The sequence below is a fragment of the Cephaloticoccus primus genome (assembly GCF_001580015.1).
In the GTDB taxonomy this organism is placed as follows: Bacteria; Verrucomicrobiota; Verrucomicrobiia; order Opitutales; family Opitutaceae; genus Cephaloticoccus; species Cephaloticoccus primus.
The window spans coordinates 71,325-98,051 of the sequence record NZ_LSZQ01000041.1 but is presented as its reverse complement, the minus strand read 5'-3'; the positions used below and the strand labels follow the sequence as shown (position 1 = coordinate 98,051).

Below are 26,727 nucleotides of genomic sequence, written 5' to 3'. Positions count from 1 at the left end.
GGGGTTCCCCCACCCTAGCCTTCCGCGCTCCGCTCACATGGCCCAAGACCTGAAAGACACTCTGCTACTCCCCAAAACAGACTTCCCCATGCGGGCCAACCTCGTCCAGCGCGAGCCCGCGCGCCTCAAGCATTGGGAGCAGCTCGACCTCTTCGCGGCGATGCAGCGCAAGCGCGCGCACAGCGACAAAAGCTTCGTCCTGCACGATGGACCGCCCTTCACCAACGGCGACGTCCACATCGGCACCGCGCTGAACAAATCGCTCAAGGATTTCGTAAACCGCTTCAAGTCGATGAGCGGCTACCGCACGCCCTACGTCCCGGGCTGGGACTGCCACGGGCTGCCCATCGAGCAAAAGGTCAGTGCCGAGATTCGCGCACAGAATCTGGAGCTCACGACCGCCGAGCTGCGCGCGCGCTGCGATGCATTTTCCGAACAGTGGATCGCCACGCAGCGGGCGCAGTTCAAGCGGATCGGCGTCCTCGCCGATTGGGACAACGAATACAAAACCAAGTCCCCCGCGTTTGAGGCCGATATCCTGCGCACCTTTGCCGCATTCGTGGAGCAGGGCCTCGTCTACCGCAGCAAGAAGCCCGTTTACTGGTCGATTCCTTTTGAGACCGCGCTCGCCGAGGCCGAGATCGAGTACAAGCCGCACACCTCGGTCGCCATCTGGGTAAAGTTTCCCATCCCCGCCGCAGAAGCACAGCGCGTGGGCCTCCCCACCGACAAGCCGCTCTCGGTCGTCATCTGGACCACCACGCCGTGGACGATCCCCGCCAACCTCGCAATCGCGCTGCACCCGCAGGTCGAGTACGCCGTGGCCGACACGGGCGCGGAGCGGCTCATCGTTGCACAGGCGCTTTTGGGGGCAGTCGCCGCCGCCGCCAAGCTTGAGCCCGCGCCTGCCATCGTCGCGACACTCGAGGGCGCAAAACTCGAAGGACTGCGCGCGCGACATCCCTTCATCGACCGCGCTTCACCTATCGTCCTCGCCGACTACGTCACCACCGAGAGCGGCACCGGCGCCGTCCACACCGCCCCCGGCCACGGCGCCGAAGACTACCAGACCGGCCTCAAATACGGCCTCGATATTTACTGCCCCGTGGGCGACGACGGCCGCTACCTCGACGACGGGCAAATCCCCGCCGAGCTCGTCGGGCTGAGCACGCTCGAGACCGCCGAAGACGCCAAGGCCAGGAAGCCCTCGGCAGCCAACCTCGCCGTCCTGAAGAAACTCGCCGAGTCCGGCGCACTCCTGGCCAAGGCCAAGTACGAGCACAGCTACCCGCACTGCTGGCGCTCAAAGACGCCGATCATCTTTCGCGCCGTCGATCAGTGGTTCGTCTCGCTCGATGCGACAGACGCCGCCGCACAAACGGTGAACCACGCGGCGACAGAAGAAGCATCCGTCGAAGAGAAAAACGCAGGACGCGCCGCCAACGCGCAGTACGCCCCGATAAAAGGGACTGCGCCCACGCCGAGGAAAATCGCGCTCGCCGAGATCGGTAAAATCGCGGCGGCGGGTGGCTGGATTCCCGCCTGGGGCGAAGCGCGGATTCGCGGTGCGGTCGAGTCGCGCCCCGATTGGTGCATCAGCCGTCAACGCGCGTGGGGCGTCCCGCTCGTCGCATTTTACGGCCCCGACAAACAGCCCTACCTCGATGCGGATGTCGTCCGCGCGGTCGCAGACCGTGTGGCCCGGCACGGCTCCAATTGTTGGTACGCGCTCAGCGCAGCCGAGCTGCTCGACGGCGTCGCGCTCCCTGCGCACTGGCCGCCCGCCAGCGAGCTTCGCTGCGGACGCGACACTCTCGACGTGTGGATCGACTCGGGCTCCACCCAGGCCGCCGTCCTGCGCCGCGGCCAAGGCGGCACGCACTGGCCCGCCGATCTCTACCTTGAGGGCAGCGACCAGCACCGCGGCTGGTTTCAGTCCTCGCTCTGGAACAGCGTGATCGCCTCCGGCGCGGCGCCCTACAAGGCCGTCCTCACCCACGGCTTCATCGTCGATAAAGACCGGCAAAAGATTTCCAAAAGCAGCAGCTACCAAAAGCCGCAAACTGCCGAAGCCTACATCGGCCAATACGGCGCCGACGTCATCCGGCTGTGGATCGCCTCGCAGGACTTCCGCGACGACATCCCGGTGGACGACGAGATCCTGAAAAACGTGGGCGAGGCCTACCGGCTCTTCCGCAACACCTTTCGCTTCCAGCTCTCCAATCTCTTCGATTTCCGGCTCGGCCAGGACGCCGTGCCCCTCGGCGAGATGGACGCGCTCGACCGCTGGGCACTCCACCAGTGCGCCGCCCTGATCGACGAGTGCACGCGCGCTTACTCGCGCTACGAGTTCCACCGCGTCTACCAACTGTGCAACCAGTTCTGCGCCGTCACGCTCTCGGCCATCTACCACGACATCCTCAAGGACAGGCTGTACACGCTCGGTGCCGCGCACCCGCTGCGCCGCTCCTCGCAGACCGCGATCTACCACCTCTTTCACTCGCTCGTCCGGCTGCTCGCGCCCATCCTCAGCTTCACGACCGACGAAGCCTGGAGCTACGCGACGGCGGGCTGCGAGTACACCAGCGACTCCGTCCACCTCCAGGACTGGCCGAGTGCTCCCGCCGAGTGGCGGGACGAAAAACTCGCAGACGAGTTCGAGCGCTTGCTCCGCGTCCGCGCGCAAGTCTCGCAGCAAATCGAGCCGCGCCGCGCCGCGGGCGAGCTCGGCAAATCGCTCGACGCCGTCATCACGATTACAGGCCGCGCCGCCGATGAGGTCTTCGCCATGCTGCAACGCTACCGCGAGGCGCTCCCCGAGCTCTTTATCGTCTCCCAAGTCGCGCTCGAAACCGCAGCGGGCGACTCCTCCACCGCGGAGGCCGAGGCCGGTTCCCCGTCCGGCGATGGCCTTCGCATTCTCGTCCGCACCGGCGAAGAAGCCGGGCTCGTGCGCTGTCCACGTTGCTGGCGTTGGGAGCCCGCGCTCGATCCTGCAAGCGGTGTGTGTCCGCGCTGTACCGAAGCCCTTTCAACCGCCCACGCAGCTTAACCCCCAAACGCCCCTCCTCTTTAACGAAACCCTCAACGACGATTCCTCATGGCTAACTCCAAGAAAAAGGCAGCGCCCAAAGCGGCTCCCAAAAAATCAACACCCAAGAAAACCGCTTCGGCAAAAGCAGCGCCCAAGGTGAAGAAGTCCGCTGCCGCCAAACCTGCTCTCAGCGCCAAGGTAAAGCCCTCTGCGAAAACCAAGGCCGCCCCCTCGGCTGCTCCGAAAAAAAACGTCGGCAAAACCGCTCCCAAGCCCGTTGCAAAAGCAGCCAGGACGGCTCCCAAGTCCAAAGCTGTAGCGCCGTCCAAGCCGACCGCATCAAAGGCCAAACCAGCACGCAGCTCGGCGAAGCCCAGCTCCACCGCTGTAAAAAAATCGACAGCACAGCCGAAAGCCAAAGCCCCCAACAAGGCCGCGAAGACAGCGACTCCCGCCGCCTCAAAGAAAAAAGTCGGCCCGGCCAAAAAAGGGACGAAGAGCGCGGCCAACAAGAAAGCGGTAACGGCAGCCCAATCTCCCTCCCTTAAAAAGGGCTCTGCCAAAGCGACGGCTCCTAAGCCCACAACCTCGAACACACGCGCTACGGTCAAAGCCACCAAAGCTCCCAGCGGCCTCGCCAGCGGCCGCCCGGCAACGCTTGGTTCCAAATCGACCAAGCCCACGCCGCGCACATCCAGCAGTCACACTGCACCAGCGACAAATCCGCGAGCCTCAGCGGCAACCAAGGCCACGTTGCGCACTCCCAGTGGTAGTGGCTCGGCAGCTAAGGCTGCGCTGCGCACGTCCAATGGCGGAGGCTCACCAGCGAAGGCCGCCCTGCGCACGCCGCCCGCGCGCCCGATCAGCTTCTCGCTCGATGAGGTGCGCGCCATCGCCGAGTCCAACGCTGCCAAGAGCGAAACACCCAAGCCCTCCCCTTCCAAGCCGTCGAAGCCTGCGAGCCTCGCCACGACTAAAAAAGCCACTGGCACCGCAGCCCCTGTCGCCGCCCCCGCCGCCAAGCCCAATCACATCAAGGCGGCCTCACTGGCCGACATCCTGGGCTTCAACCCCAACGGCAAAGACGCCGCCAGCAGCATCCCCGAGCCGCGCGAAGCCGCCCTCGTGCCCGAAAAATTCAAACGCTACTACAAGCTGCTTGTTGAGCTGCGCGAGCACCTCACCGGCCAGATCGACCAGCACTCGGAGGACACACTCAAGCGCTCCTCAAAAGACGATGCCGGCGACCTCTCCTCCTACGGCCAGCACATGGCCGATGCGGGCACCGATACCTTTGACCGCGACTTCGCCCTCTCGCTCGTCTCCTCCGAGCAGGAGGCGCTCTCCGAGATCGAAGCCGCCATCAAGCGGATCACCAGCGGCACCTACGGCATCTGCGAAGTCACCGGCAAACCCATCGCCAAACCCCGCCTCCTCGCCGTGCCCTTCACCCGCTATTCCGCCGAAGCGCAAAAGGAAATCGAGCGCAACCGCTACCGCGTGCGCACACAGGCCGGCCTCTTCGGCGAGCTCGGCAGCGAAGACGGCGGCAAAATCATGGATGCCGATAGCGATTAAGGGGCAGCAGCGCAGGCCGCCCCTCCCGCCCCCTCGCTGTCGAGCCCGCCCGCATTTTGTGCGCGGACCGGCCTTTCTCTCTTTCACCATACGCCAGCCCGTCCGCACATACGCAGCACCTGCCCCCATCTGCCGCAGTTTGTTTGCGCCTGCGCCCCCCTCCCCGCTGCCGCTCCCTCACGCGCTCACTTTCTCCACTCACTCTGAAACATGCCTGCCGGACAACACGCTCCCTCGCGCAAGGTCGGATCGCCGCCGCCGCCGCCCCTCCACTCCCGCTGGCAGCGCATCTCCGCGTATCGTCTCCTGCTCGTATTGGCCGTCGGCACCTTCGCCCTCGATCAAGCCACCAAGTGGTGGATCATCGCGCAAATGCCGCTCGGCAGCTACGGGCCCGACTATTCGATTGCGATCATACCCGGCTTTTTCCACCTCGTGCACGTCGGAAACACCGGCGCCGCATGGAGCATCCTCTCGGGGAAAAGCACGCTACTGGCAGGAGTCGCGCTTGTCAGTTTGGGCGCGATTTACTTTTTCCGGCTCAGCCTGGGGCTGCGCGCCCGCCGCGCCCAACTCGCCTTTGGCCTGCTCTGCGGCGGCATCGTCGGTAACCTCGTCGACCGGCTCCAGCACGGCCACGTCATTGATTTTTTAGACTTCCACTTCGGCAGCTACATCTACCCGACCTTTAATGTAGCCGACTCGGCGATCTGCATCGGCGTCATCCTCTACCTCTGGCACTCGCTCAACACCGAGGCCCGTAGCGATGGGCGGCCTTGATCTGCATTGGTTCCTCCAAGGGGAAATGCACGAGCCTCTCACCCTGCCTCTGAAAGGAGTTTTTCAGAAAACTTCGGGAGCGAGCGTCCCAAGCGTCGCAAGAACTCCGGCACAGTCAACGGGACGGCTCGACCTTGGGCTGCCGCGGTTAAGCTCCGCATGACACCCGGAACATCTATCGCGTAGAGCTCCAGTAGGTAATCCTGTGGGTGGACCGCCCGGACTTGCCACTTCTCCAGATCTGCGGCCCTGAAATCCCTCAAGTTGAAAGTCACAATCGTCCGCGCCCTCCCCTCAATCGCACAGGCCAGCACGTGCCTATCCTTTTCGTGATTTGTACACTGCGAGATCCACCTCTCACAGCCACAAACAAGGCTGTCAGGAAAGTCTCTGGAGAGTCATCCGGAAGCCCTTCGCCCGCTCTGATGGCCAAGGGTGAGCAAACTTCTGGGTCTGTGTCCGATAGGTTTCCTCTAAAATGGAGTCGCTCCAGACAGGGGTGAATGAGGAGCGACACCACTTTGCCGCTCTCAACAGTACGTCGGCGACAGGGAGATCCGCTAGCAAACAGGCATCGAAAACGGCGCGCTCATGAGCCGGAAGTCCCTTTCGATCCGAGTTCATCGATGGGCACCCCCAGTCACTCTCACTGTTTATCGCTGCACCAGTATAGGCCCTCCGCATCCAACTCTCGAACAAGCTTCCCCCAGCCCGACCGCCCGTCTTCCTCACGATCTTGCTGCATTTGCTGTTGGAAGAGTAACAGGTCCCTCCACTTGAGTCTCGTCTCCTTCTGATCGGTGCGGAGGAGGGGGAAGCCGCTTCGCTTCCAAATAAAAACGAGCTCGTCCTCTGGCATCTCCACAAGCCGTGCAGCCTCGGCTGTTGAGACCTCATCGGAGGCCAGCACCGAAAGCGCGGGCACTGTACGACTCACGAACTTTCGGGGTGGGAGCTGGATCACGGGCATGGCTTGGTCTCGTTACGGGCTCGACGCTAAGCACCAGTGCTCACCCAGCAAGGAGTGTTTATTCCCCGCCAGCTCCCTACTCCACGTTGGCGATTTGTTCGCGGAGGCGGTCGAGCTCGTTTTTCAGCTCGATCACCTGACGGGCGATTTCGAGGTCGTTGGCCTTGGCGCCGATGGTGTTCACCTCGCGGCCAATTTCCTGAAGGATGAACTCTGCCTTGCGCCCGATCTCGCCTTCGCTGCGCAGCAGCGCGGTAAACTGCTCAAGGTGGCTGCGCAGGCGCGTGAGCTCTTCGGTGATGTCGCAGCGATCCGCGAAAAGTGCGATTTCCTTGAGTACGCGCTCTTCCTCGGGGTCGAGATCAAGGCCAGACTCCGCCAGGCGCCGCAGGAGTTGCTCACGGTGGGCAATCGGCACTTCGGGCGCGCGGCGGGCGATTGCCTCGACGAGGCGCTGCATCTGCTCCAGGCGGCCCAGAAAATCGACAAGGAGCGCCTCGCCCTCCTTCGCGCGCATCGCGGCAAAGGCGCGCAGCGCGTCATCAATCGTCGCCATGATAATGTCCTGCGTCAGCGGGTCTTCTATCGAAATCGCGGGGGCGGACTGCTCCTGTGCGCTGGCAATCCGCCACAACAGGTCGGCGGTCGGCGTAAAGGGGATACTCTGCGCATGGGCCAGCTCGCGTAGTTGGCCGAGCGTAGCCGCAATCGCCGTCTCGTCCCAAGCCGCCGCGCGATCATCCGCTGCCGCGCCGGCTTCTCCCGTCAGTGCTCGCCCGCTCAGCTCCGCGCGCAGGTGCACCTTTCCGCGAGCAGCGATGCTGCGAATCGCTTCGCGAACTTCGGGCTCCAGGGCGTCCCAGTCGCCCGGCAGCGAGAGCGAAATATCCAGAACCTTGCGGTTCACCGAGCTGACCTGGACGGTCAACGTCATCCCGCCCAAAGTCGCCGTGGCACGGCCGTAGCCAGTCATGCTTTTCATACGCGCAGGAGAAGCGCAGTCGGGGCCGGGGCCAAGAGTCCTTTTACTGGGGCGCGGTGGCGGACCGCGATTTTTTTGAGCGGGTGCGGCAGGCGTGCGCGGCAGCGCTCGTTATTCCCGGGCCACGCATGCCACACACTGCGGTGCACAGCCGCGCCGCCGCCCCACTTCGTCACCCGCGCTGCCCGAGGAGGGCGGCGACTTGCTCCACGTCTTTATCGCCGCGACCGGAGAGGTTGACGACGAGGAGCTTGCCGGGGCCGAGTTCGCGGGCGCGCTTCACCGCATGCGCGAGCGCGTGGCTACTCTCCAGCGCAGGAATAATGCCTTCGAGCCGCGAGCAGAGCTGAAAGGCCTCCAGCACTTCATCATCGGTCGCGTAGGCAAACTGGATCCGCCCGCGCTCGCGGTAGAAGGCGTGCTCGGGCCCCACTGCGGCGTAGTCGAGCCCTGCCGAGACCGAGTGCGTGAGCTCAATCTGCCCTTCCTGATCCTGGAGCAGGTAGGTTTTGCAGCCTTGCAAAACGCCCAAGCGCCCCGTGGCAAAACGCGCCGCATGCTCACCGCGCTCAAGACCGGTGCCGCCCGCTTCGACGCCGATCATGGCGATCTGCGTGTCTTCAAGAAAATCGAAGAACAGCCCGATCGCGTTACTGCCGCCGCCCACACAGGCGATGAGCTCGTCGGGCAGGCGGCCTTCGCGGGCGAGGATCTGCGCGCGCGCCTCGCGGCCAATCACGCGGTGAAAGTCGCGCACCATCATCGGATACGGGTGCGAGCCGTAGGCGGTACCGAGGATGTAGTGGGTGCTGCGCACATTGGTCACCCAGTCGCGCATGGCTTCGTTAATCGCTTCCTTGAGCGTTTTTTGCCCGGCCTCTACGCCGCGCACTTCGGCGCCCATCAGCCGCATGCGGAAGACGTTGAGCGCCTGCCTCTCCATGTCGTGTGCGCCCATGTAGATGACGCACTCCAAGCCAAACTTCGCGCAGGCCGCCGCCGTCGCGCAGCCGTGCTGGCCCGCGCCCGTCTCGGCGATGATCCGCTTCTTGCCCATCCGGCGCGCGAGCAGCGCCTGCGCAAGGGCGTTGTTGATCTTGTGCGCGCCGGTGTGCAGCAGGTCTTCGCGCTTGAGGTAAATCTTCGCGCCGCCGCAGTACTCGGTGAGGCGGCTCGCGTAGTAGAGCTCGGTCGGGCGCCCCGCAAACTCGGCGAGGTGGTGGGCGAGCTCGGCCTGAAACTCGGGATCTTCGCGCACTTCGAGATAGGCGGTCTCCAGCTCCTGGAGCGTCGTCATCAAAGTCTCCGGCACGTAAACGCCGCCGTAGTTGCCAAAATGGCCGCTCGCATCGGGGAACGAAAAACGGTCGGTCGCACTCGCTGTGCTGGCTTGGCGAGGCGCAGCGGAAGCGGCAGGCGGCGTAGCAGGCGAAACGGCAGTGGCGGTGGACATAAGCCCAAGGCTGGCCAGAGCGGCAGTGGCTTCGAGCGTTTATTGGGCAGGTGACTCGTTTTTTATGAAGTGCCGGTGGCACTTCCGCTCACGCTCTCGCGACAAGATGTAACACGCAGCACGCGTCACCCCGCCTGATGGCGTGGGCCGATTTGGGCAAATCAGATTTCGGCTGCTCAGTATGATGGAATCACTTGCGTTGCCCCCTCAGTCAGCAGGAAAGGATGCGTTGCGACAGGAAGCGACGCATCAAACGTGAATGGAGCGGAAACCCGCGTGGGCGGATTTTCGTTGGTTAACAAGTAAACGCCGCAGCGGACGCCGCCCCGCCACCGCCCTCCCGCTTGACGGTGAGCAGCGTAAGGTCGTCGCGCTGGGGGGAGCCGCCAGTGAAGCGGTTCACCGCCTCGAGAATCCCGTCTGCCAGCTCGTGGGCACTGCGCCGGTGCAGCGTGCGTGCCACATCGGCCAGGCGCGTGCCGGAAAACTCTTTTTCATCCTCGTTGGGCGCTTCGGTGAGCCCGTCGGTGTAGAGGATGAGCGTCTCGCCCGGGCGGAAGGGCTCGCTGCGATCAGCGATGACTGCGTCAAAAATCTCGGGCGGCATCATCCCCAGCGCCATTCCCTCGGAGCCGACGAACTCGGCAGTCGGCGCGCCGCTGATCGCGTTTTGTCGCAAGAAGAGCGGCAGCTCGTGGCCGGCGCGCGCCAGCGTGACTGTGGACTGCTCCAGATCGATGACCGCGTAGAGCAGTGTGATGAACATGCCGCCGACGAGGTTGCTGCCGATCACGCGGTTGAGCTCGCACAGTGCGGCGGCGGGCGAGTCGTGGCGCGGCGCGATCTGGCGCAGGTGCGTGCGGCAAATCGCCATGAGCAGCGAGGCGGGGATGCCCTTGCCCGAGACATCGGCCACGACTACGCCGAGGCGCGTGGGCGAGAGCAGGAACAGGTCGTAGAGGTCGCCGCTGACTTTTTGCGCAGGCGTGTAGCGCGCATCGAGCGCGAGCCCCGGGACGCTGGGCATCTCTGTGGGCAGCAGCATTTGCTGGATGCCGCTGGCGAGCGAAAGGTCGAGGTCGAGCTGCTGTTTCTCGATTTGGTAATTGAGCAGGCGCAGGTTGTGCAGCGCGAGCGCGGCCTGCTCGGCCAGCGACTGCATAAGCGTAAAATCTGCCGCGCTAAAGGGCAGGCCATCGGCGGAGTTGGCGACGGCTAGGACACCGAACAGCTCGCCGCGAAACGCGAGTGGCACGGCGATGACCGAGCGCACTTTTAGCGCGGGGTCCTGGTGGCGAACGATGCGCGGATCGCTCGCTGCATCGGCGACGAGCTGCGCTTCGCCCGTCTGCACGACTGCGCCGATGATGCCTTCGTCGTCCGGAAAGGTTTCGCCGCGCAGTACGCTTTCGATGAATTTCGCGCGCGTCGTGAGCTTCTCAACCGTCGCGGGCGGCAGTGGCCGGTGCGGCGGGAACAGCCCCTCCACGGCCACGCCTCGCATCTGCCCTTTCCCCTCTCGCTCAAAGAGTGCCGCACTGAGCGCACCCGAACACAGAATCGCCGCGTGCACGATCCGCTGCCGCAGCTCGTTTTGGCCGAGCCCTTCGCCGAGCGCCTCGACCATGTGGTGCATGAAATCGACCACCAGCTCGCGCGATTGCACGACTTGCTGCTTCTCCTCTTCCAGGAGCGCCTCGCGCTTTCGCGTGCGATACAGCGCAAACGATACCGCCGAGCCGCCAACAAGAATCCCTAGGAGAAACACAACCATAGACAGCGCAGTCATCTGGCAGCACAGCGCCCCGCCTTCGAGGTATTTCTTTGGGCGAACTAGAGCTTGGTCACAGACTTCCGTTTTCGACGCGGTTGCGCAGGAAGGAGAGCACGTCCTGGAACTTGCTGCGGTTACCCTCGTCGGCAGCGATCAGGTTTTCGTGCGCTTCGAGGGCCACGCGCGCGCTGGTGAGCTCGTCCTGCTCCTGCTGGGTGAGCGGGCGCGAGCACTTGTCGAAGCTCATTTTGAAGTCGCCCGCATCCACGGTCATGAGTCGGTGGATGCCGAGGTTGCGGATGAGCTCCAGGTTGCGCTGGCCGACGCGCGCAAGGATCAGCGGTTGCGGGTCGCTGGCCTTGGTCTTCTGGCGCAACTGGAGTGCCACTCCCGCAAGGATCCCGAGGAAAGTGCTGTCCATGCTCGTGCAGTGCTGAAAGTCGATCACGAGCCGCGTCTTGCCCTGCGCGAGCATCTCGGTGGCGAAGTCGCGCAAGCAGCTGCTGTTTTGAAAAGAAGCGCGGCCCTCGATCCGCATGACAACGGGATCCGAGTGCACATCCACGAAGAAAACGGGCTTACCGGTCTCGACCATGACTCAGAGTGATGCTGATTTTTTGCGGAAAAAAAAGCGCTTCGTTGGCTGAGTCATGGCTTTGTTTACGTAGCGGTTTTTCAGGAGGGAGGGAGCTCAGCTCTGGGCGAGGATTTGGCGCAACACGTAGGGGAGGATGCCGCCGTGCTGGTAATAATCGACCTCAATCGGCGTATCGATCCGGCAGGTCACGGGGATCTCCTGCGCCGTGCCGTCGGCCCGCGTGATCCGCAGCGCGAGATCCTGCTGCGGCTTCACATCGGCGCTCAGCCCGACGACGTCGTAGCTTTCGCTGCCGTCGAGCCCGAGCGTCTGCGCGCTGGTGCCTTCCTTAAACTGGAGCGGGAGCACGCCCATGCCGACGAGATTGCTGCGGTGGATGCGCTCAAAGGATTGGGCGACGACCGCGCGCACGCCGAGCAGCCGCGTGCCCTTGGCCGCCCAGTCGCGCGAGGAGCCCGTGCCGTATTCCTGCCCTGCGAGGACGATCAGCGGCACGCCGCGCTCCCGATAAGCCATCGCCGCGTCGTAGATCGGCAGCTTGGTGCCCTCGGGTTGCAGCAGGGTGTTACCGCCCTCTTCGCCGCCGAGCATCAGGTTTTTGATCCGCACGTTGGCGAAGGTGCCGCGCGTCATGATCCGGTCGTTGCCGCGGCGCGAGCCGTAGGAATTGAAGTCCGCAAACTCGACCCCGGCCTCGCTCAGGAACTTCCCCGCAGGCGAGGTCTTCTTGATCGCTCCGGCGGGCGAGATGTGGTCGGTCGTCACCGAGTCGCCGAAAATCCCCAAGGCGCGCGCGCCTTTGATTTCGCTGACGCTGCCGGGTGTGAGCGCGAAATCGGTGAAGAAGGGCGGCTCCTGAATGTAGGTCGAGGCGGCATCCCACTCGTAAATATTTCCCGTCGAGGAGGGGATTTCGTTCCACTTCGGGTTCTGCGAGGCGAAGTCCGCATAGAGGGTTTTAAACACCTCGGGCTTGAGCGCGGCGGACATCTGGTCGCGGACTTCCTGCAAGCTGGGCCACAGGTCTTTGAGGAATACGTCGCGGCCGTCTCGGTCCTTGGCGAGCGGTTCGCGGCTCATGTCGATATCGACCCGGCCCGCCAGCGCAAAGGCGACGACCAGCGGCGGCGACATCAGGAAGTTTGACTTTATGCTCTGGTGAACGCGGGCCTCGAAGTTGCGGTTGCCCGAGAGCACCGCCGCCGCGACGAAGTCGTTACTGAGGATCGCCTCCTCAATCGCCGGATGCAGCGGGCCCGAGTTTCCGATGCAGGTCGTGCAGCCGTAGCCCACCGTCTGAAACCCGATCTGGTCGAGATACGGCGTGAGGCCGGTTTTGTTAAGGTAGTCGGTGACGACGCGCGAGCCGGGCGCGAGCGAAGACTTCACTGCCGGATTCACGCTCAAGCCGCGCTCGACTGCCTTTTTCGCGAGAAGGCCAGCGGCCAGCATCACGCTGGGGTTCGAGGTGTTCGTGCAGCTCGTAATCGCCGCAATGAGGACGGAGCCATTGCCGATCTCGGCGCGCGCGGGAGATTCGGCAGCAGCCGAATCGGCGGAGCCGCCGCCGCCCAGCGTCACGGTCGCGCGCTGCGCGTAGCTATCGGCAGCCTTGCCAAAACCGCTCTCGGCCACGGGGCGACTGTATGCGCTGAGGAAGTTTTCCTTGAGCGCGGGCAGCTCGATGCGGTCTTGCGGACGCTTCGGCCCGGCGACGCTCGGGACGACGGTCGAGAGGTCGAGCTCCACATCGACCGAGTAGTCGATCTGGCCTTTCTCGGGGATGCCCCAGAGCTCCTGGGCCTTGTAGTACGCCTCGTAGGTGGCGACGTGCGCCTCACTGCGGCCCGTCCCGCGCAGGTACAGCGAGGTCTCCTCATCAATGGGGAAAAAGCCCATCGTCGCGCCGTACTCGGGGGCCATGTTGGCAATCGTGGCACGATCCACGAGCGGCAGCGCACGCGCGCCGGGCCCGTAAAACTCGACGAACTTGCCCACGACTTTTTTCGCGCGCAGCAGCTCGGTAATCGTCAGCGCAAGGTCGGTCGCGGTGACGCCCTCTTTGAGCGCGCCCGTGAGGTGCACGCCCACCACGTCGGGCGTCAGGAAGTACACGGGCTGGCCGAGCATGCCGGCCTCCGCCTCGATGCCGCCCACGCCCCAGCCGACGACGCCGAGCCCGTTGATCATCGTCGTGTGCGAGTCGGTGCCGACGAGCGTATCCGGATAGTAGGTGCCGCTCGCATCCCTGAGGATGCCCTGCGCGAGGTATTCGAGATTTACTTGGTGAACGATGCCGATCCCGGGCGGGACGACCTTAAACGTGTCAAAGGCCTGCATGCCCCATTTTAGAAACTGGTAGCGCTCGCGGTTGCGCGTGAACTCCAGCTCCAGGTTTTTCGCCAGCGCCTCCGCCGAGCCCGCGAAGTCCACCTGCACGGAGTGGTCAACCACTAGGTCCACCGGCACGAGCGGCTCGATGAGTTTCGGGTCGCGACCGAGCTTGCTCACCGCCGCGCGCATCGCCGCTAGGTCGACCAGGAGCGGCACGCCCGTAAAGTCCTGCAACACGATCCGCGCCACGACAAAGGGCACCTCCGCCGTGCGCGCCGCTTTCGGCGCCCAGCTCGCCAACTGCGTAACCGCCTCCTCGCTCACGCGCTTGCCATCGCAGTTGCGCAACAGCGACTCCAACACGATGCGGATCGACACGGGCAGCCGATCAATCGCGAAGCCCGCAGCCTTGAGCGCGGGCAGCGAGTAGAGCGCGTGGCGCGTGCCACCGACTTCAAATGTACTGCGAGTGTTAAACGGGTTGGGAAGCGTGCGGCTCATCGTGTTTTGCTTTGCGAGGCAGGAATGTCGGTTTGTGGAAGTGGTGTGATTAAATTAAAAGGGCGCGGAGCGTGGTGGTAGTAGCGCAAAAACTCGCGCGTGCTTTCGGAGCACCAAGTGGCGAGCTCCGCGCGCCGCCCCCCAGTCAGGGCGGCGGCGAAGTTGCGAAAGCAGTAGTCCACTTACAAACCGTTTTTCCTCATAGAAGCTGCGATACTGTGCGGCGTTTCCGCCCCATAAGATTTGGTTGAAAGCCAGCGCAATCGCCGCCCACCTCGCAGCTCTTCCCGTTTACCGAAACTACGACGATTCCCTCCCCGATGAACCTGATCGAAGACCTGCAATGGCGTGGCCTCCTGGCCGATTGCACCGACCTGCCCGCGCTCGACACGCGCCTCAAAACCGGCCAGCCGATCACGCTTTATTGCGGCTTCGACCCCACCGGCGACAGCCTCCACGTCGGCCACCTCATGGGCCAGCTCACGCTGCGCCGCTTCCAGCTCGCCGGCCACCACCCGCTCGCACTCGCCGGCGGTGCCACCGGCATGGTCGGCGACCCCTCGGGAAAATCCGCCGAGCGCAACCTGCTCTCCCCCGAAGCCCTCGCCCACAACCTCGGCTGCATCAAACAACAACTCGCCCGCCTGCTCGACTTCGACTCGCCCACCAACCCCGCACGACTCGTCGATAACGCCACGTGGACGACGCCGATCAGCTTCCTGGATTTTCTGCGCGAAGTCGGGAAGCACTTTTCCCTAAACGCCATGATCGCCAAAGAGTCCGTCCGCGCCCGGATGGAAGGCGAGCACGGCATCAGCTACACCGAGTTCAGCTACCAACTCCTCCAGGCCCACGATTTCTACCACCTGCGCCACGCCCACGACTGCGAGCTGCAAATCGGCGGCTCCGACCAATGGGGCAACATCACCGCCGGTACCGACCTTATTCGCAAAAAACTCGGCACCCACGCCTGGGGCTGGACCTTCCCCCTCATCACCAAGGCCGACGGCACCAAGTTTGGCAAAACCGCCGGCGGCGCCGTCTGGCTCGATCCCCAGAAAACCAGCCCCTACAAATTTTACCAATTCTTCATCAACACCGAGGACGCCAAAGTCTGCGAATACCTGCGCAAGTTTACCTTTCTGCCGCGCGAAGAAATCGAGGCACTCGAAGCCGCCCACGCTGCCAACCCCGGCGCGCGCGAAGCCCATAAAGCCCTCGCCCGCGAAGTGACCGCCCTCGTCCACGGCCCCGCCGCCGTCGAAGCCGCCATCAAAGCCAGCGCCATCCTCTTCGGCGCCGAAATCGGCGACACCAGCGAAGAAACCTTCCGCGACGTCGTCGGCGAAGTCCCCACTACCCACCTCGCCAAAACTGCACTTGAAGCCCCGGCCCGAAGCGGCGGCGGCACGGCGAGCGACACCGCTGGCGCGACCGCGCCCATTGCGGCAACCGCCGAAAAGACAAGCGGCGCGCCACTCATCGAGCTCCTCGTCCACAGCGGCCTGTGCAGCTCCAAAGGCCAGGCACGCAAAGACATCAGCGGGGGCGGCATCTACCTCAACAACCGCCGCGAAACCGACCCCACCCGCCACGTCACCCCCGCCGACCTCCTCTTCGGCAAACACCTCCTCCTGCGCAAAGGCAAACGCAGCTACGCCGTCCTCACCGCAGAGTGAGCGAATACCGGCTCACTCCTCGGGGGGGGGGCATCGCTGCATGCTGCTCCCTTCGCGCAAGCGCGAAAGGGGGCGGTGCCGGCCGCATAACTCGAATCGAAAACCAAGCCCCGCGCCGGCAACGACGTCTCACGAATAAACCCAATCGAAAACGGCTCAGGCAGGCCAGTACAGCCGCTTCAGCGGTACAAGCCGTTTGGTTTCTGCATCGGTGGCATCGTAGTGCTCAATCAGCGCCCGCACCACATGATCCAGCGTCCACATGGCCAAGGGGATCGCCGCTCGGTCAGCCTCATACTGGGCATCCTTCGAGAAACCTCCCGTGCTGACATACAGCCCGCGATCATCCTTGTGACGGCCCCCGAGGAAGCCGCGGATCTCCGGGCTCCCCATCTGCTCTTTGCGATGCTTCACCTCCACAACGATGCGCGGATGTTCAAAACCGAAGCCATCAGGCGAAGCGACGATATCCTTACCCCGATCGGCACCCGACGGCGAGACTTGGGTTTTGTAGCCCATAGCACGCAGGATACCAGCGACCAGTTGCTGCATATCGTCCCAGTCAAGTTCGCTTACCCGATCTTTGATGCGCTCCAAGGCTTGGGACTCAATGTCGGCCAGCAGGTCATCGGTAATAACCGCGGTATCCTCTTCTACAGTCGGTGTTGGGTGGCCTTTTAGCGCGGCCAGTATCTCAGCCGCCGCCTTGGCGGGGACTTCAAACAAAGTCAGAGTCGACCCCAGACTGTTCTTGGTGCCAGTGCTTAGACTGTCACGCGAGAGTTCCTGCGCTTGCCACTGCACTTCGCGCGCCAGCGGCATGCCTTGCTCAGCCCAGTCGGGGCGATGCCCGGCTGGGCCAGCCACTCTACCAATCGAGTACAGTCGGTTGGCAGGAGAATAAGTGACGACCCAGTCGCCGTCTTGGATGTCATTAAGGAAACGCCAGACTTGGGATGCACCCGAAACTACCGTCCCCGGTTTGGCTTGAGGATCGGCAGATTGATACAGCGCAATCAACTGCTTGCGGCTCATCCCCGGCTTCGCGTGGGCGGCCAAGTGGCGCCAACCGACAGCGGCCACGCCGCGCTCACGAAAAGCATCATAAAGCCTGCCCCCCTCACCGCGTACCATCCACATCCGTGCCATCATTGCCATTGTGTTTCCCTTTTGATCTGTTGTTATCAAGTTTGTACTGCCTTTTTCTTATGAAGGCAGTACATCTGCCTCGAAAACTAAGCAAATTACGTCATGCCACGTCTGAAAGACACAACGCTTTCCATTCGTACTTCGGTCGAAATTAAACGACTTCTGCGCTCGGCAGCAGAGCTTGAACACCGCTCGGTGACCTCAATGGTGGAGACTCTGGTGCGGGAATACGCGCACAGTCACGGCTTAGGGCTGAATCCCTCAAACGGTGAACCTGCTGCAATTGGTAAAGGCATCGCCAATTTGGCAGTCTATGAGGAGGGACGATAATGGGGGGGATTTTTACGCAAGGGGCGCAGTGGATCCGCGCAGACTTTCATCTGCATACCCGAGCGGACCGTGAATTCAAGTTCACGGGTGATGACAACTTCTACAACAGCAACTATGTGGATGGGTTGGAGAAAGCGGGCATCCGATTGGGCGTCATCACCAACCACAACAAGTTCGACTTCGAAGAATTCAGAGCACTGCGCAAGACGGCCCAGAAGAAGGGTATTGCGCTGCTGCCAGGCGTCGAGTTGTCGGTCAATGATGGGGCTAATGGCATCCACACACTTATTGTGTTCTCCGACGAATGGATCGATAAACACAACTACATCAACCCATTCCTGACCAGCGCATTCGAAGGCAAAACGCCCACACAGTACGAGCAGGAGAACGGGCGCACCTCTTGGTCGCTTCTGGAGACGATCAAGAAGCTGGAAGGCTATCACCGGGACTTCTTCCTTGTCTTTGCCCATGTCGAAGCCCCGAGTGGCCTGTGGGCGGAGCTGGATGGCGGCCGGCTGACTGAGTTGGGGCAAAACGAGTTCTTCCGCCGCAGAACGCTGGCTTTTCAGAAGGTACGCACGCACGACGGCGCAGGCAAAGACAAACCCTGCCGCACCAAGATTCAAAGCTGGCTACAGAGCTGGTACCCCGCCGAACTGGAAGGTAGCGACCCCAAGAGTGTCGATGAAATCGGTCGAGGCAAGGCTAGCTACCTGAAGCTGGGCGAGCTGTCCTTCGAGGCGGTCAAATTTGCCTTGAGCGATCCCGCTGGGCGGGTCGCCATGGAGCCACCCAAGCATCAAGCGTCGTACATCCGCAGCATCCGCTTCAACGGCGGCATTCTCGACGGGCAGGTGTTGCATTTCTCTTCCGAACTCAACACCTTGATCGGTATCCGCGGCAGCGGCAAATCATCCATTCTGGAAGCGCTGCGCTATGCCCTCGATATTCCTCGTGGCGAAAAGGCGCAGGACACCAGATACAAGGACGAATTGATCCGCCATACCCTTGGCAGTGGCGGCAAGGTCACGCTGACAGCCTGTGATGTGTACGGGCAAGAATTCACCATCTCGCGCATCTTCCGCGAAGCGCCCAACGTCTATCTGGATGGCAAATTGCAGCCCGGTGTATCGATCCGGGAAACCGTGCTGCGTCACCCGATCTACTTCGGGCAGAAAGACCTTTCCAGCACCGGAGAAGGCTTCGAGACCGATCTGGTGGAAAAGCTGGTGGGTGAGAAGCTGCGTGCGCTGCGTGACGACATCGAAACCCAACGCCAGCGCGTGCGTGATGCGGCGCAGCGCTGGCTCAAGCTCGGCAACACCGCCGAACTCAAGCGCGACTTCGAGACCCAACTAAATGATGCCAACTTCCGTCTGACCAAGTTTGCGGAGCACGGCGTCGCCGACAAGCTCCAAAAGCGCCTCGGCTTCCAGCAGGACGCTACTGCACTCGCTCGCATGAAGGAGCGGGCAGACAGATTCCTCCTCGCCTTAGGGCAATTGATTGCCGAACATGAAGACGAGTTGCGCAACGCGACGAGTTACGTGTCCAGGCAGAACCCGGATTTCTTCGCGGCCTGGTACGTCGAGTTCTCCAGCCTCGTGGCCAAGGTCGATCAGCTCAAGCAGATCGAGCAAGACGCGCGAGCCATTGCGGAGCGCCTCAAGACCAAGCAGAGCGAGTTTGAAGGTGCAAGAAAGAACCTTCAGGAGGAGTTCGCACAAGTTGAGCGCCAACTAACCCAGGAACTCAAGCAAACCGGCATGACAGCCATTCAGCCGGACGACTTCCTGACCCAGCAGCAGCGCAAAACCAAGGCGGAGCAAATGCTGGAGGCACTGGCCAAGCAGGAATCCCAGCAGACCAGCATTCGCGACGCGCTGTTTGCCGAGATCGACAAACTCAATGAACAATGGCTGCGCGAGTTCAACACCATCAAGGTAGAGCTGGACCGCGTGAACGCTGGCCACACCGCCCTGCAGATCGAAGCGGACTTCAAGGGCGACAAGGAAGCCGCCATCGACTTTATGCAGCAGCTCTTCAAGGGCAGCAACATCCGCGAAACCACCCTGCGCGCGGTTATGGAAGATTACGCCGACTTCGGCAGCCTGTTGCGTGCCCTACCGGAGGCCTTGGCGAAGGCGGGCAGCACCCCCGAGGTCTTCGAAAGGACCTTCATGCAGAACCTGGCTGAATTTGTCACCTGGCAGGTGCCCAACCGCTTTGTCATCCGCTATCGCGGCAAAGAGTTGAAGCATCACTCTCTCGGGCAGCGCGCTTCGGCGCTGTTGCTGTACGTGCTCAGCCAGCGCCAGAACGATGTGATCATCATCGACCAACCGGAAGACGATCTGGACAACCAGACCATTTACGACGATGTGATCAAGCTGCTACGGGAAATGAAGCCTCACGCCCAATTCATTTTCGCCACCCACAACGCCAACTTCCCGGTACTGGGTGACGCGGAACAGGTACACGCCTGCCAATACCAAGACGAGAAGGTCGCCACGCGAAGCGGCAGTATCGACGCTCGCCCGGTGCAGGACGCCATCATCAACATCATGGAAGGAGGCCAGGAAGCCTTCAACCGTCGCAAAGAGGTCTACAACCTATGGAAACCACAGAGCTGATCGACCTGCTCAGCCGGGGCGAGGACAGTCGGCAGCAGTTCAAGACGGACATGAACAATGCCGATGCCTTGGCAGCAGAGATCGTTGCCTTCAGCAACACCGCTGGTGGTCGCATCTTCATTGGGGTGAACGACGACGGTTCGGTGCGCGGTCTATCCGGCACCGATGTTGCCCGTCTCAACATGCTCATCGCCAACGTGGCCTCACAGGTCGTGCGTCCTGCCGTGAACCCGCTCACCGAGAATGTGCCGCACCCAAATGGCATCGTGATGGTGGTCACCATTGCCGAAGGCGTCAGCAAGCCCTATATGGACAAAAACGGCACTATCTGGGTGAAGAACGGTGCCGACAAGCGCCGCGCCACCTCGCGCGAGGAATTGCAGCGCCTGTTCCAACAGGCAGGTCTGGTGCACGCCGACGAAACGCCCGTAGCGGGCTTGGGCGCGGGCGATGTGGATATGCCCTATTTCGAAACCTTTTTCGAGCAGCAATTCGGTGAGCCGCTCGCCCAGCATCACCAGCCGTTGCCGCAATTGCTGAGCAACATGAACCTGATGAACCAGGGGCAGCTCAATGTGGCAGGCAGCCTGCTGTTTGCCAAAACGCCGCAGTACACACTGCCCGCCTTCATCGTCAAGGCGGTCGCTTTTGTCGGCACCCAGATTGAGAACGCTACATCGACAGCCGCGACATCACCGGCAAGCTGGCCGACGTGTTCCAGCAGACGCTGGGGTTCCTTGTTGCCAACACCCGCGCCATCCAAGGCGAACAGGGGTTTAACTCCCAGGGCCAGCCCGAAATTCCACGCATCGTCTGGGAAGAGCTGGTCGCCAACGCCCTCATTCACCGCGACTACTTCGTCAGCGCGCCGATCCGTGTACTGGTGTTTGCGGATCGGGTCGAAATCATCAGCCCCGGCCACCTACCTAACAACCTGACGATCGAGAACATCAAGGCCGGCAACTCCAATATGCGCAACCCCATCCTGGCGTCCTTTGCCGCCAAGCTCCTGCCTTATCGCGGATTGGGTAGCGGCCTGCTGCGCTCACTGCGGGCATGGCCGCAGATTGAACTCATCGATGATCGGGCCGGCAACCTGTTCAAGGCCATCGTCGCACGGGCACAGGATGCAGTAGCGAGATGTCCTGCCAGAGGATGAAAGTTTGGTCGGGGGCAACATACCCAGCCCAATTCGCAGAAGCGGCCCGGCCCTCCTTGCCACCTCCAAGTAAGAGTGGAAGCCCCCCTTTAGAAAAACATGGCTTCGCTGAGGGCGAGTTCGGGGGGCAGCGGTTTTAACGGGGCGTCGAGTTGGGCTTGCGCGTCGTCGAGCCTGGCGGCGAAGCAGGCGTGGCTGCGGCCAAAGTCCCCTGTCCAACGGAAATATTTCTCCGGCTGGGCGTACTGAAACTCGATGGTGATTCCGTCGCTTTCGCCACTGGCGTCGCGTTCGAGGATGTAGCGAGGCGAGGGTAAGCCTTGGCCACTGCTATTGGACTCTGCACCCAAGCTTTTAGCCGCGGGTTGAGTATCCGAATCTGGAGCGGAGTCGCCGCTTTGGCGGCTGCTGCCGCCCTGCCCTGCCGCCTGGCAGTGCTCGACGCGTTCGCGCAGCCACTGGCTAATGACGCGCGCTTCGCCAGCCAGGCTCGCGGAGTGGCGGACGCGGACTGTTTGCAGCCCCGCGACAATGAGCTCGGGTGCGTATCCGGCAAGGAACTGGCCGACGGTTTGGCGCACGGGCAACAGCCGCGCATAGGCGAGGTCGCGCAGGGCTTCGAGCCGCGGCCACGGGTAGGTGAGCGCGTCTTCGGGTGCGGTCGCACTGTCGATCAGCACACGCTCGGCGCGGCTCAGGAGGAAGCGGTAATCGGCCAACCGCGAGCTCGCCGAAAAGCGGTGTGCCCAGTAGTAGAGTGGCAGGTCGGTGGAGAGGCTGATAGAGACCTGGTTTTCCAAAAAGCCGCGCGCGGCGCGCGAGTAGTCGAGCACCACGACTTCGACGCAGCGTTTGTCGCTGTGCGATTTCCCGTAGTGGCACTCGCCGTAGATTTTGGCGCGGATCTCCATGCCGCCTTTGTCTTCGGCATCGGACTGCGGGCAGAGGATGACCATGCGGCTGGGGTAGCGTTTGGAAAAACGCAGCAGGGTCTGAAACTGCTCAACCGCGTCCGCTGGCGTCGTGGGCAACCCGAGGTGCAGGACGAAGTTGACCTGGGTCGCCGTAGCGTCGTCCGCGCCGCTCGAGGAGGCAGCGGCAGCCTGAGCCGAACCGCCGTCCGCCGCGTTTTGTCCGCCCTCGGGGCTCGCCCCCGAATCAGCGCTCTGCGCCTCAGCCGCGCTCCACATGTGGGCGAGTTTTTTGGCAATTTCGCCTGGGGGGATTTCCACGCCAGGCAGGGCGTCAAACACGGAAGTCATCGTTTCAGCGGGCGGGGATGGCAGACGTTATGAAAAGGAGCGGGAGCGGCGAGCAGCGGAAAACAGAGTGGGTGTGTTTCGGCGGGCAAAGCGGAAGCAGGGCGCGAAAGCACGTTTAAGGCTGCCGCCAGTGGTGTCCGTTTTGCGCGAGTAGCGCGTCGGCGCTCGGCGGTCCCCAGCCACCCGATGGGTAGCTATCCATGCCCTCGCGACCGCTGGCTGCCCAGTCTTCGAGCAGCGGGGTGCACAGCCGCCAGGAGGTCTCGGCCTCGTCGCCGCGGATGAAGAGCGTGCCGTCGCCCACCATCGCATCGAGGACGAGCCGCTCGTAGGCTTCGGGCGTGTTGGAGCCGAAGGTCGTGGCGTAGCGGAAGCTCATTTTCACGGGCTGCATCCGCGTCTGCAGGCCGGGGATCTTGGCGTTGAGGACGAGGCTCAGGCCTTCGTCGGGCTGGATCTGAAAGGCGAGTGTGTTGCCCGCCAGGTTGAACTGCTCGCTGCCCGCGAAGAGCGTGCCCGGCGGTTTCTTGAAGTTGATCGCTATCTCGGAGACGCGGCGCGCGAGGCGCTTGCCCGAGCGCAGGTAAAAGGGCACGCCTTGCCAGCGCCAGTTGTTGATCGAGAGGCGCAGCGCGGCGTAGGTCTCGGTGCTGGAGTCGGGCGCGATGCCACCCTCGTCGAGGTAGCCCTTGATCGGCTGGCCGCCGAGCATGCCGGCGGCATATTGGGCGCGGGCCACGTCACCGCCCGGACCGAGCCGCAGCGGCTGGATCGCCTTGAGCAGCTTCACCTTTTCGTCGCGCATCGCCTCGGCATCGAGCGAGACGGGCGGCTCCATCGCGGTGAGGGCGAGGAGCTGCATGGTATGGTTCTGGATCATGTCGCGCAGCGCGCCGCTCTGCTCGTAGTAGCCGCCGCGCGTGCCGACGCCGCCCTCCTCCGCCACGGTGATCTGCACGCTGTCGATGTAGTTGCGATTCCACAGCGGCTCGAAAATCGCGTTGGAGAAACGCTGCACGAGCAAGTCCTGCACGGTCTCCTTTCCGAGGTAGTGGTCGATCCGGTAGACTTGGTGTTCCTCGAAAACGGAGCGCACCGTCGTGTTGAGCGACTGCGCGGAGGCGAGGTCGCGGCCAAAGGGTTTTTCGATGATCACCTTGGTGTGGTGCGGCTGGCCGAGGTGTTTTTGCGCGAGGCCGACCGCGCCCAGGTTTTCCAGAATCGGTGCAAAAACCGAAGGCGGCGTGGAGATGTAGAAGAGCACCTGCACGTCGCGACCGACCTGTCGCTCGATCCCCTCCAGGTGGCGCGCCAGCCGGTCGAAGGCTGCGAGATCGTCGTAAGCGCCAGCGACGTAAGTCGTGTTGGCAGCGATCCGCTCCCAGACTTCGTCGGAAAGCGCGCGGCGCGAAAACTCGCGCACCGAGTCCGCAGCGAGGCTACGGAATGCTTCGTCGGGGATTTCTTTGCGCCCGTAGCCTACGAGGTGAAAGTCCGTCGGCAACAGATTGTCCAAGCCCAGGTTGTAGACTGCGGGGATGAGCTTTCGGGCGGTCAGGTCGCCCGATGCGCCAAAGATGACGACAACGGTCGGCGGAGCACCACGGTGCTTACTGAGTCCGTGAAGAAAGGGGTGTCGCGAGGAATCAGCCATTTGGAAAAAGGCGGGATTTCTTAGTCTCGCCTCCCAATAAGCAAGGCCTGTTGGCGTGTATAACCGCGTTTTATTCCGCGCAGTGCGGGTGTTAGTTTGCGTGCGGGCGCGGGTGCCCCAAGGGGGACCCGACAACGACTCGCCGCCCGTTTGCCCGCTCACACGAGGGCCTCGCAAAATGAGCCGGTCAACGACTGCGCGGCAAAAACCCTTTGGGGAAAAGCGGCAGGTTTTTAAAATGGCGCAGGGCTGGCGAGAGCGGCGGTGAGGCACTCGGCCCACGGATCGGCCCGTCACGTTGTTCGCCGTCCACTCCGTGCCTCGACTCCGGCAGGGCAACCTCGACGACGTCAAAACGCACGCTGCGCGGTGGCTCGTCCAATCCCCGCAAATAAGCGCGAGCCGCACAGAGCAAGGCGCGTTTCTTGCGCGCATCGACCGCATGATGACCGGCGACGAGTGCCCCCGCCGCACGCGTTTTCACCTCCACAAAAACCAGCACCTGCCCATCGAGGGCCACGAGGTCGATCTCCCCGCGCCGGTCTCGCGGGTTGCGCCAATTGGTCGCCAGAATCCGCAGCCCCATTTTTCTCAAATGCTCGCGTGCCAAGCGTTCGCCCAAGGCGCCTCGTTCGCCAGTCGAGTGCGCGGCGGGCGGCCTCCGCCAGAACCGTTTAAGCCAGGCAAACATGGAAAAACAGGGGCGCGGGCGACTTCGGGGCAGAGAGCGGACGGGCGGGGGGAGCGGATACAAAAACCCCTCCCGCCCCTCTTTGTCGGTAAGCGATCAGAGAGAGGCGGGAGGGTTTTGGGAAATTGGATGCAGGGCTTGGATTTGAACCAAGGACCTTCAGGTTATGAGCCTGACGAGCTACCAGACTGCTCCACCCTGCGAGGGCAGAAGCTGGGAAGTCGCGCCGCCGCTGTCAAAGGCTTTCTTCAGGGAAATTTGCGGGGAGTTTTACGAATGCATTCGCGCGGCGCGCGGGAGCGTTTGCGGCACACTGCCCGTTGGCGCAAACATTCGCACCCGCTGCACCGGCTGCTCGCCCATTGGGGGGAAATTCGCCAAAAACGCACTTGCCCTCGCCCGAACGCCCCTGTGTTTTCCCGCCTCTTTGTCAGCTAGCAACTGACGCAACATAAACCTCCTGGATGATCGCAAGGCGGCCCATTTGGCCGACCTGTGTTTCTAAAGGCCAACACAGATCAGGAATAACCGTTATGAACATCACCCCCAAGGACCTACTCGACGCCGGCGTGCACTTCGGGCACCAGACCAAACGCTGGAACCCGCGCTCAAAGCCCTTCGTCTTCGACCACCGCCAAGGCATCAGCATCATCGACCTGGGCAAAACCTACGAGGCCCTCAAAAAAGCCACCGCCTTCTTGACCGACATCGTCGCCAACGGCGGCAACGTCCTCTTCGTCGGCACCAAAAAGCAGGCCCAGGACATCATCCGCGAGGCCGCGACCTCCGTCGCCATGCCCTACTGCGTAGACCGCTGGCTGGGCGGCACCTTGACCAACTACGAGACAGTCAAGCGCTCTATCGCCAAGTTTCGCAAATACCGCCAGATGGAGACCGACGGCGAGCTCGCCAAGCTCTCCTCCAAGGAAGAAGCCGCCATCAAGCGCGAGATGGGCCGCATGGAGCGCAACTTCAACGGCATCCTCGACATGGAGGGCATGCCCTCGGCCATGTTTATCGTCGACGTGCTGCACGAGAAAATCGCCGTTGCCGAAGCCAACCGCTGCAACATCCCGAGCATCGGCCTCGTGGACACCAACTCCGATCCGGCGGGGCTCACCTACGCGATCCCGGGGAACGACGATGCGGTGAAGTCCATCCGCATCATCGTCGAGACGATCGTCGAAGCCGTGCAAGACGGGCTCTCCCAGCGCGACAGTCGCCGCGCCGCTCGCGGGGCCGCCGACCTGAAGGCGGCTACAGCCGCCGTCGCCGCCGCTGTCGGCATCGACACCACCGAGAAACCCGCCGCCGCTGAAGCTCCCGCTCCTGCTGAAGAAGCGGGTGAAGCCCCTGCTGAGACTCCCGCACCGGAGGCCGCTGCTACTGCTGCCGCCGCCGAGTAAGTCGCGAGTGAGTCGAGTCGCACACGCATTCGCCAAAACCGAATAACCCTTTAAAAAACAATGAGTAACCCAATTACCGCAAAGATGGTCAATGACCTGCGCATCGCCACTGGCGCAGGCCTGCTGGACTGCAAAAAAGCCCTCACCGAGGCCAACGGAAACGCCGAAGAGGCCGCCACGATCCTGCGCAAAAAAGGCGCGGCCTCCGCCGCCAAAAAGGCCGACCGTGCGACCAAGGAAGGCTTGATCGAGAGCTACATCCACGTCGGCGGAAAAGTCGGCGTCCTGATCGAGGTCAATTGCGAGACCGACTTCGTCGCCCGCAACGAAGACTTCAAAGCCTTCGTGAAAGACCTCTGCCTCCAGATCGCCGCCGCCAGCCCCGTCTGCGTGACGCGCGAGGAAGTGCCCCCCGAGGACGTCGCCAAGGAGCGCGAAATCGCCACTGCGCAAGTTGCGGGCAAGCCGCCCGCCGCGATTGAGAAGATCGTCGAAGGCAAACTCGACAAATACTACTCGACCGTCGCCCTCCTCGAGCAGCCCTTCGTCAAGCAGTCCGACATCACGATCAAGGAAAAGCTCACCGAGCTGATCACCAAGATCGGCGAAAACATCCAGGTCCGCCGCTTCACCCGCTACCAATTGGGAGCCTGAGAGTCGCAGCGCACTCCTCATCTGGCGGCGCGCCAATTGCGCGTGCCGTCAACTGCTCAAAGGTTGCAAGCTCCACGCAAAATCGGTGGAGCTTTTTTGTGCCCTC

Annotated in this window: 19 protein-coding genes, 1 tRNA gene and 1 pseudogene; 9 read left to right on the top strand and 12 right to left on the bottom strand. The window is 62.8% G+C overall.

All coding sequences use genetic code 11. The features are described from left to right. The first annotated feature begins 37 nt into the window (after window positions 1-37). Window positions 38-3,052, top strand: coding sequence for an isoleucine--tRNA ligase (ileS, locus tag AXK11_RS05090; RefSeq protein ID WP_068629942.1), 3,015 nt, complete (start codon window positions 38-40; stop codon window positions 3,050-3,052). A 32-nt stretch (window positions 3,053-3,084) separates the two neighbouring features. On the opposite strand, the gene AXK11_RS10210 is transcribed toward ileS, so the two are convergent. After that, window positions 3,085-3,651: a hypothetical protein gene (locus tag AXK11_RS10210; RefSeq protein WP_231865763.1), complete on the bottom strand. Its 567-nt coding sequence runs from the start codon at window positions 3,649-3,651 to the stop codon at window positions 3,085-3,087. 136 nt (window positions 3,652-3,787) lie between these two features. Here AXK11_RS10210 and AXK11_RS10205 point away from each other — a divergent pair, with 136 nt between their 5' ends. After that, window positions 3,788-4,612 carry a TraR/DksA family transcriptional regulator gene (locus AXK11_RS10205; RefSeq protein ID WP_231865762.1) on the top strand — a complete coding sequence of 275 codons (825 nt, stop codon included), beginning with the start codon at window positions 3,788-3,790 and terminating at the stop codon, window positions 4,610-4,612. A 210-nt stretch (window positions 4,613-4,822) separates the two neighbouring features. Next, window positions 4,823-5,392: a signal peptidase II gene (gene lspA / locus AXK11_RS05080; protein WP_082780910.1), complete on the top strand. Its 570-nt coding sequence runs from the start codon at window positions 4,823-4,825 to the stop codon at window positions 5,390-5,392. A gap of 646 nt (window positions 5,393-6,038) precedes the next feature. Here lspA and AXK11_RS05070 read toward each other — a convergent pair. From AXK11_RS05070 to acnA, 6 genes are all read right to left on the bottom strand, one after another. Beyond that, on the bottom strand, window positions 6,039-6,362 hold the full coding sequence (locus AXK11_RS05070; RefSeq protein WP_068629936.1) for a hypothetical protein: 324 nt from the start codon (window positions 6,360-6,362) through the stop codon (window positions 6,039-6,041). 76 nt (window positions 6,363-6,438) lie between these two features. Continuing rightward, on the bottom strand, window positions 6,439-7,344 hold the full coding sequence (locus AXK11_RS05065) for a YicC/YloC family endoribonuclease (protein WP_068629934.1): 906 nt from the start codon (window positions 7,342-7,344) through the stop codon (window positions 6,439-6,441). A gap of 172 nt (window positions 7,345-7,516) precedes the next feature. Next, window positions 7,517-8,797 carry a tryptophan synthase subunit beta gene (trpB, locus tag AXK11_RS05055; RefSeq protein WP_068629930.1) on the bottom strand — a complete coding sequence of 427 codons (1,281 nt, stop codon included), beginning with the start codon at window positions 8,795-8,797 and terminating at the stop codon, window positions 7,517-7,519. A 295-nt stretch (window positions 8,798-9,092) separates the two neighbouring features. Further along, window positions 9,093-10,571: a GAF domain-containing SpoIIE family protein phosphatase gene (locus AXK11_RS05050; RefSeq protein WP_068629991.1), complete on the bottom strand. Its 1,479-nt coding sequence runs from the start codon at window positions 10,569-10,571 to the stop codon at window positions 9,093-9,095. 70 nt (window positions 10,572-10,641) lie between these two features. Then, window positions 10,642-11,166 carry an STAS domain-containing protein gene (locus tag AXK11_RS05045; protein WP_068629927.1) on the bottom strand — a complete coding sequence of 175 codons (525 nt, stop codon included), beginning with the start codon at window positions 11,164-11,166 and terminating at the stop codon, window positions 10,642-10,644. A 96-nt stretch (window positions 11,167-11,262) separates the two neighbouring features. After that, window positions 11,263-14,004, bottom strand: coding sequence for an aconitate hydratase AcnA (gene acnA / locus AXK11_RS05040; protein WP_068629925.1), 2,742 nt, complete (start codon window positions 14,002-14,004; stop codon window positions 11,263-11,265). A gap of 320 nt (window positions 14,005-14,324) precedes the next feature. Here acnA and tyrS point away from each other — a divergent pair, with 320 nt between their 5' ends. Continuing rightward, window positions 14,325-15,683 (top strand): tyrosine--tRNA ligase, encoded by a 1,359-nt coding sequence (gene tyrS / locus AXK11_RS05030; protein WP_068629922.1) that lies wholly within the window; start codon window positions 14,325-14,327, stop codon window positions 15,681-15,683. 156 nt (window positions 15,684-15,839) lie between these two features. Here tyrS and AXK11_RS05025 read toward each other — a convergent pair whose 3' ends face one another. Then, window positions 15,840-16,832: a restriction endonuclease gene (locus AXK11_RS05025; protein WP_068629989.1), complete on the bottom strand. Its 993-nt coding sequence runs from the start codon at window positions 16,830-16,832 to the stop codon at window positions 15,840-15,842. Between the two features lie 102 nt (window positions 16,833-16,934). Between AXK11_RS05025 and AXK11_RS09415 the strand changes: the two genes are divergently transcribed. From AXK11_RS09415 to AXK11_RS05015, 3 genes and pseudogenes are all read left to right on the top strand, one after another. Continuing rightward, window positions 16,935-17,162, top strand: coding sequence for a type II toxin -antitoxin system TacA 1-like antitoxin (locus AXK11_RS09415; RefSeq protein WP_082780909.1), 228 nt, complete (start codon window positions 16,935-16,937; stop codon window positions 17,160-17,162). Beyond that, window positions 17,159-19,795, top strand: coding sequence for a TrlF family AAA-like ATPase (locus AXK11_RS05020; protein WP_343124257.1), 2,637 nt, complete (start codon window positions 17,159-17,161; stop codon window positions 19,793-19,795). The genes AXK11_RS09415 and AXK11_RS05020 overlap by 4 nt, the downstream gene beginning before the upstream one ends. Continuing rightward, window positions 19,777-20,954 (top strand): annotated as a pseudogene (locus AXK11_RS05015) (RNA/DNA-binding domain-containing protein). The gene AXK11_RS05020 and the pseudogene AXK11_RS05015 overlap by 19 nt, the downstream one beginning before the upstream one ends. Window positions 20,955-21,043: 89 nt before the next feature. Here the strand turns inward: AXK11_RS05015 and AXK11_RS05010 are convergent. The 4 genes from AXK11_RS05010 to AXK11_RS04995 form a co-directional block, all read right to left on the bottom strand. Then, the gene (locus AXK11_RS05010; protein WP_068629918.1) at window positions 21,044-22,216 is read right to left on the bottom strand and encodes a glucose-6-phosphate dehydrogenase assembly protein OpcA; all 1,173 of its coding nucleotides are present in this window, start codon (window positions 22,214-22,216) and stop codon (window positions 21,044-21,046) included. Between the two features lie 115 nt (window positions 22,217-22,331). Further along, the gene (gene zwf, locus AXK11_RS05005; protein ID WP_068629916.1) at window positions 22,332-23,870 is read right to left on the bottom strand and encodes a glucose-6-phosphate dehydrogenase; all 1,539 of its coding nucleotides are present in this window, start codon (window positions 23,868-23,870) and stop codon (window positions 22,332-22,334) included. 187 nt (window positions 23,871-24,057) lie between these two features. After that, entirely contained in the window at window positions 24,058-24,561 is a 504-nt protein-coding gene (locus AXK11_RS05000; RefSeq protein ID WP_082780908.1) for a YraN family protein, read from the bottom strand. Between the two features lie 126 nt (window positions 24,562-24,687). Further along, window positions 24,688-24,764 (bottom strand) — tRNA-Met (locus AXK11_RS04995). A gap of 330 nt (window positions 24,765-25,094) precedes the next feature. Here AXK11_RS04995 and rpsB point away from each other — a divergent pair. Continuing rightward, window positions 25,095-25,967 (top strand): 30S ribosomal protein S2, encoded by an 873-nt coding sequence (gene rpsB, locus AXK11_RS04990; protein ID WP_068629913.1) that lies wholly within the window; start codon window positions 25,095-25,097, stop codon window positions 25,965-25,967. Between the two features lie 60 nt (window positions 25,968-26,027). Continuing rightward, window positions 26,028-26,621: a translation elongation factor Ts gene (gene tsf / locus AXK11_RS04985; RefSeq protein ID WP_068629911.1), complete on the top strand. Its 594-nt coding sequence runs from the start codon at window positions 26,028-26,030 to the stop codon at window positions 26,619-26,621. Window positions 26,622-26,727: the final 106 nt, after the last annotated feature.

Coding starts and splice junctions, on each gene's coding strand:
- trpB (WP_068629930.1), bottom strand. CDS start 8,797: ATGTCCACCGCCACTGCCGTTTCGCCTGCTACGCCGCCTGCCGCTTCC.
- lspA (WP_082780910.1), top strand. CDS start 4,823: ATGCCTGCCGGACAACACGCTCCCTCGCGCAAGGTCGGATCGCCGCCG.
- AXK11_RS05025 (WP_068629989.1), bottom strand. CDS start 16,832: ATGGCACGGATGTGGATGGTACGCGGTGAGGGGGGCAGGCTTTATGAT.
- tyrS (WP_068629922.1), top strand. CDS start 14,325: ATGAACCTGATCGAAGACCTGCAATGGCGTGGCCTCCTGGCCGATTGC.
- AXK11_RS05000 (WP_082780908.1), bottom strand. CDS start 24,561: ATGTTTGCCTGGCTTAAACGGTTCTGGCGGAGGCCGCCCGCCGCGCAC.
- ileS (WP_068629942.1), top strand. CDS start 38: ATGGCCCAAGACCTGAAAGACACTCTGCTACTCCCCAAAACAGACTTC.
- tsf (WP_068629911.1), top strand. CDS start 26,028: ATGAGTAACCCAATTACCGCAAAGATGGTCAATGACCTGCGCATCGCC.
- AXK11_RS05010 (WP_068629918.1), bottom strand. CDS start 22,216: ATGACTTCCGTGTTTGACGCCCTGCCTGGCGTGGAAATCCCCCCAGGC.
- rpsB (WP_068629913.1), top strand. CDS start 25,095: ATGAACATCACCCCCAAGGACCTACTCGACGCCGGCGTGCACTTCGGG.
- acnA (WP_068629925.1), bottom strand. CDS start 14,004: ATGAGCCGCACGCTTCCCAACCCGTTTAACACTCGCAGTACATTTGAA.
- zwf (WP_068629916.1), bottom strand. CDS start 23,870: ATGGCTGATTCCTCGCGACACCCCTTTCTTCACGGACTCAGTAAGCAC.
- AXK11_RS05050 (WP_068629991.1), bottom strand. CDS start 10,571: ATGGTTGTGTTTCTCCTAGGGATTCTTGTTGGCGGCTCGGCGGTATCG.
- AXK11_RS09415 (WP_082780909.1), top strand. CDS start 16,935: ATGCCACGTCTGAAAGACACAACGCTTTCCATTCGTACTTCGGTCGAA.
- AXK11_RS05070 (WP_068629936.1), bottom strand. CDS start 6,362: ATGCCCGTGATCCAGCTCCCACCCCGAAAGTTCGTGAGTCGTACAGTG.
- AXK11_RS05065 (WP_068629934.1), bottom strand. CDS start 7,344: ATGAAAAGCATGACTGGCTACGGCCGTGCCACGGCGACTTTGGGCGGG.
- AXK11_RS05045 (WP_068629927.1), bottom strand. CDS start 11,166: ATGGTCGAGACCGGTAAGCCCGTTTTCTTCGTGGATGTGCACTCGGAT.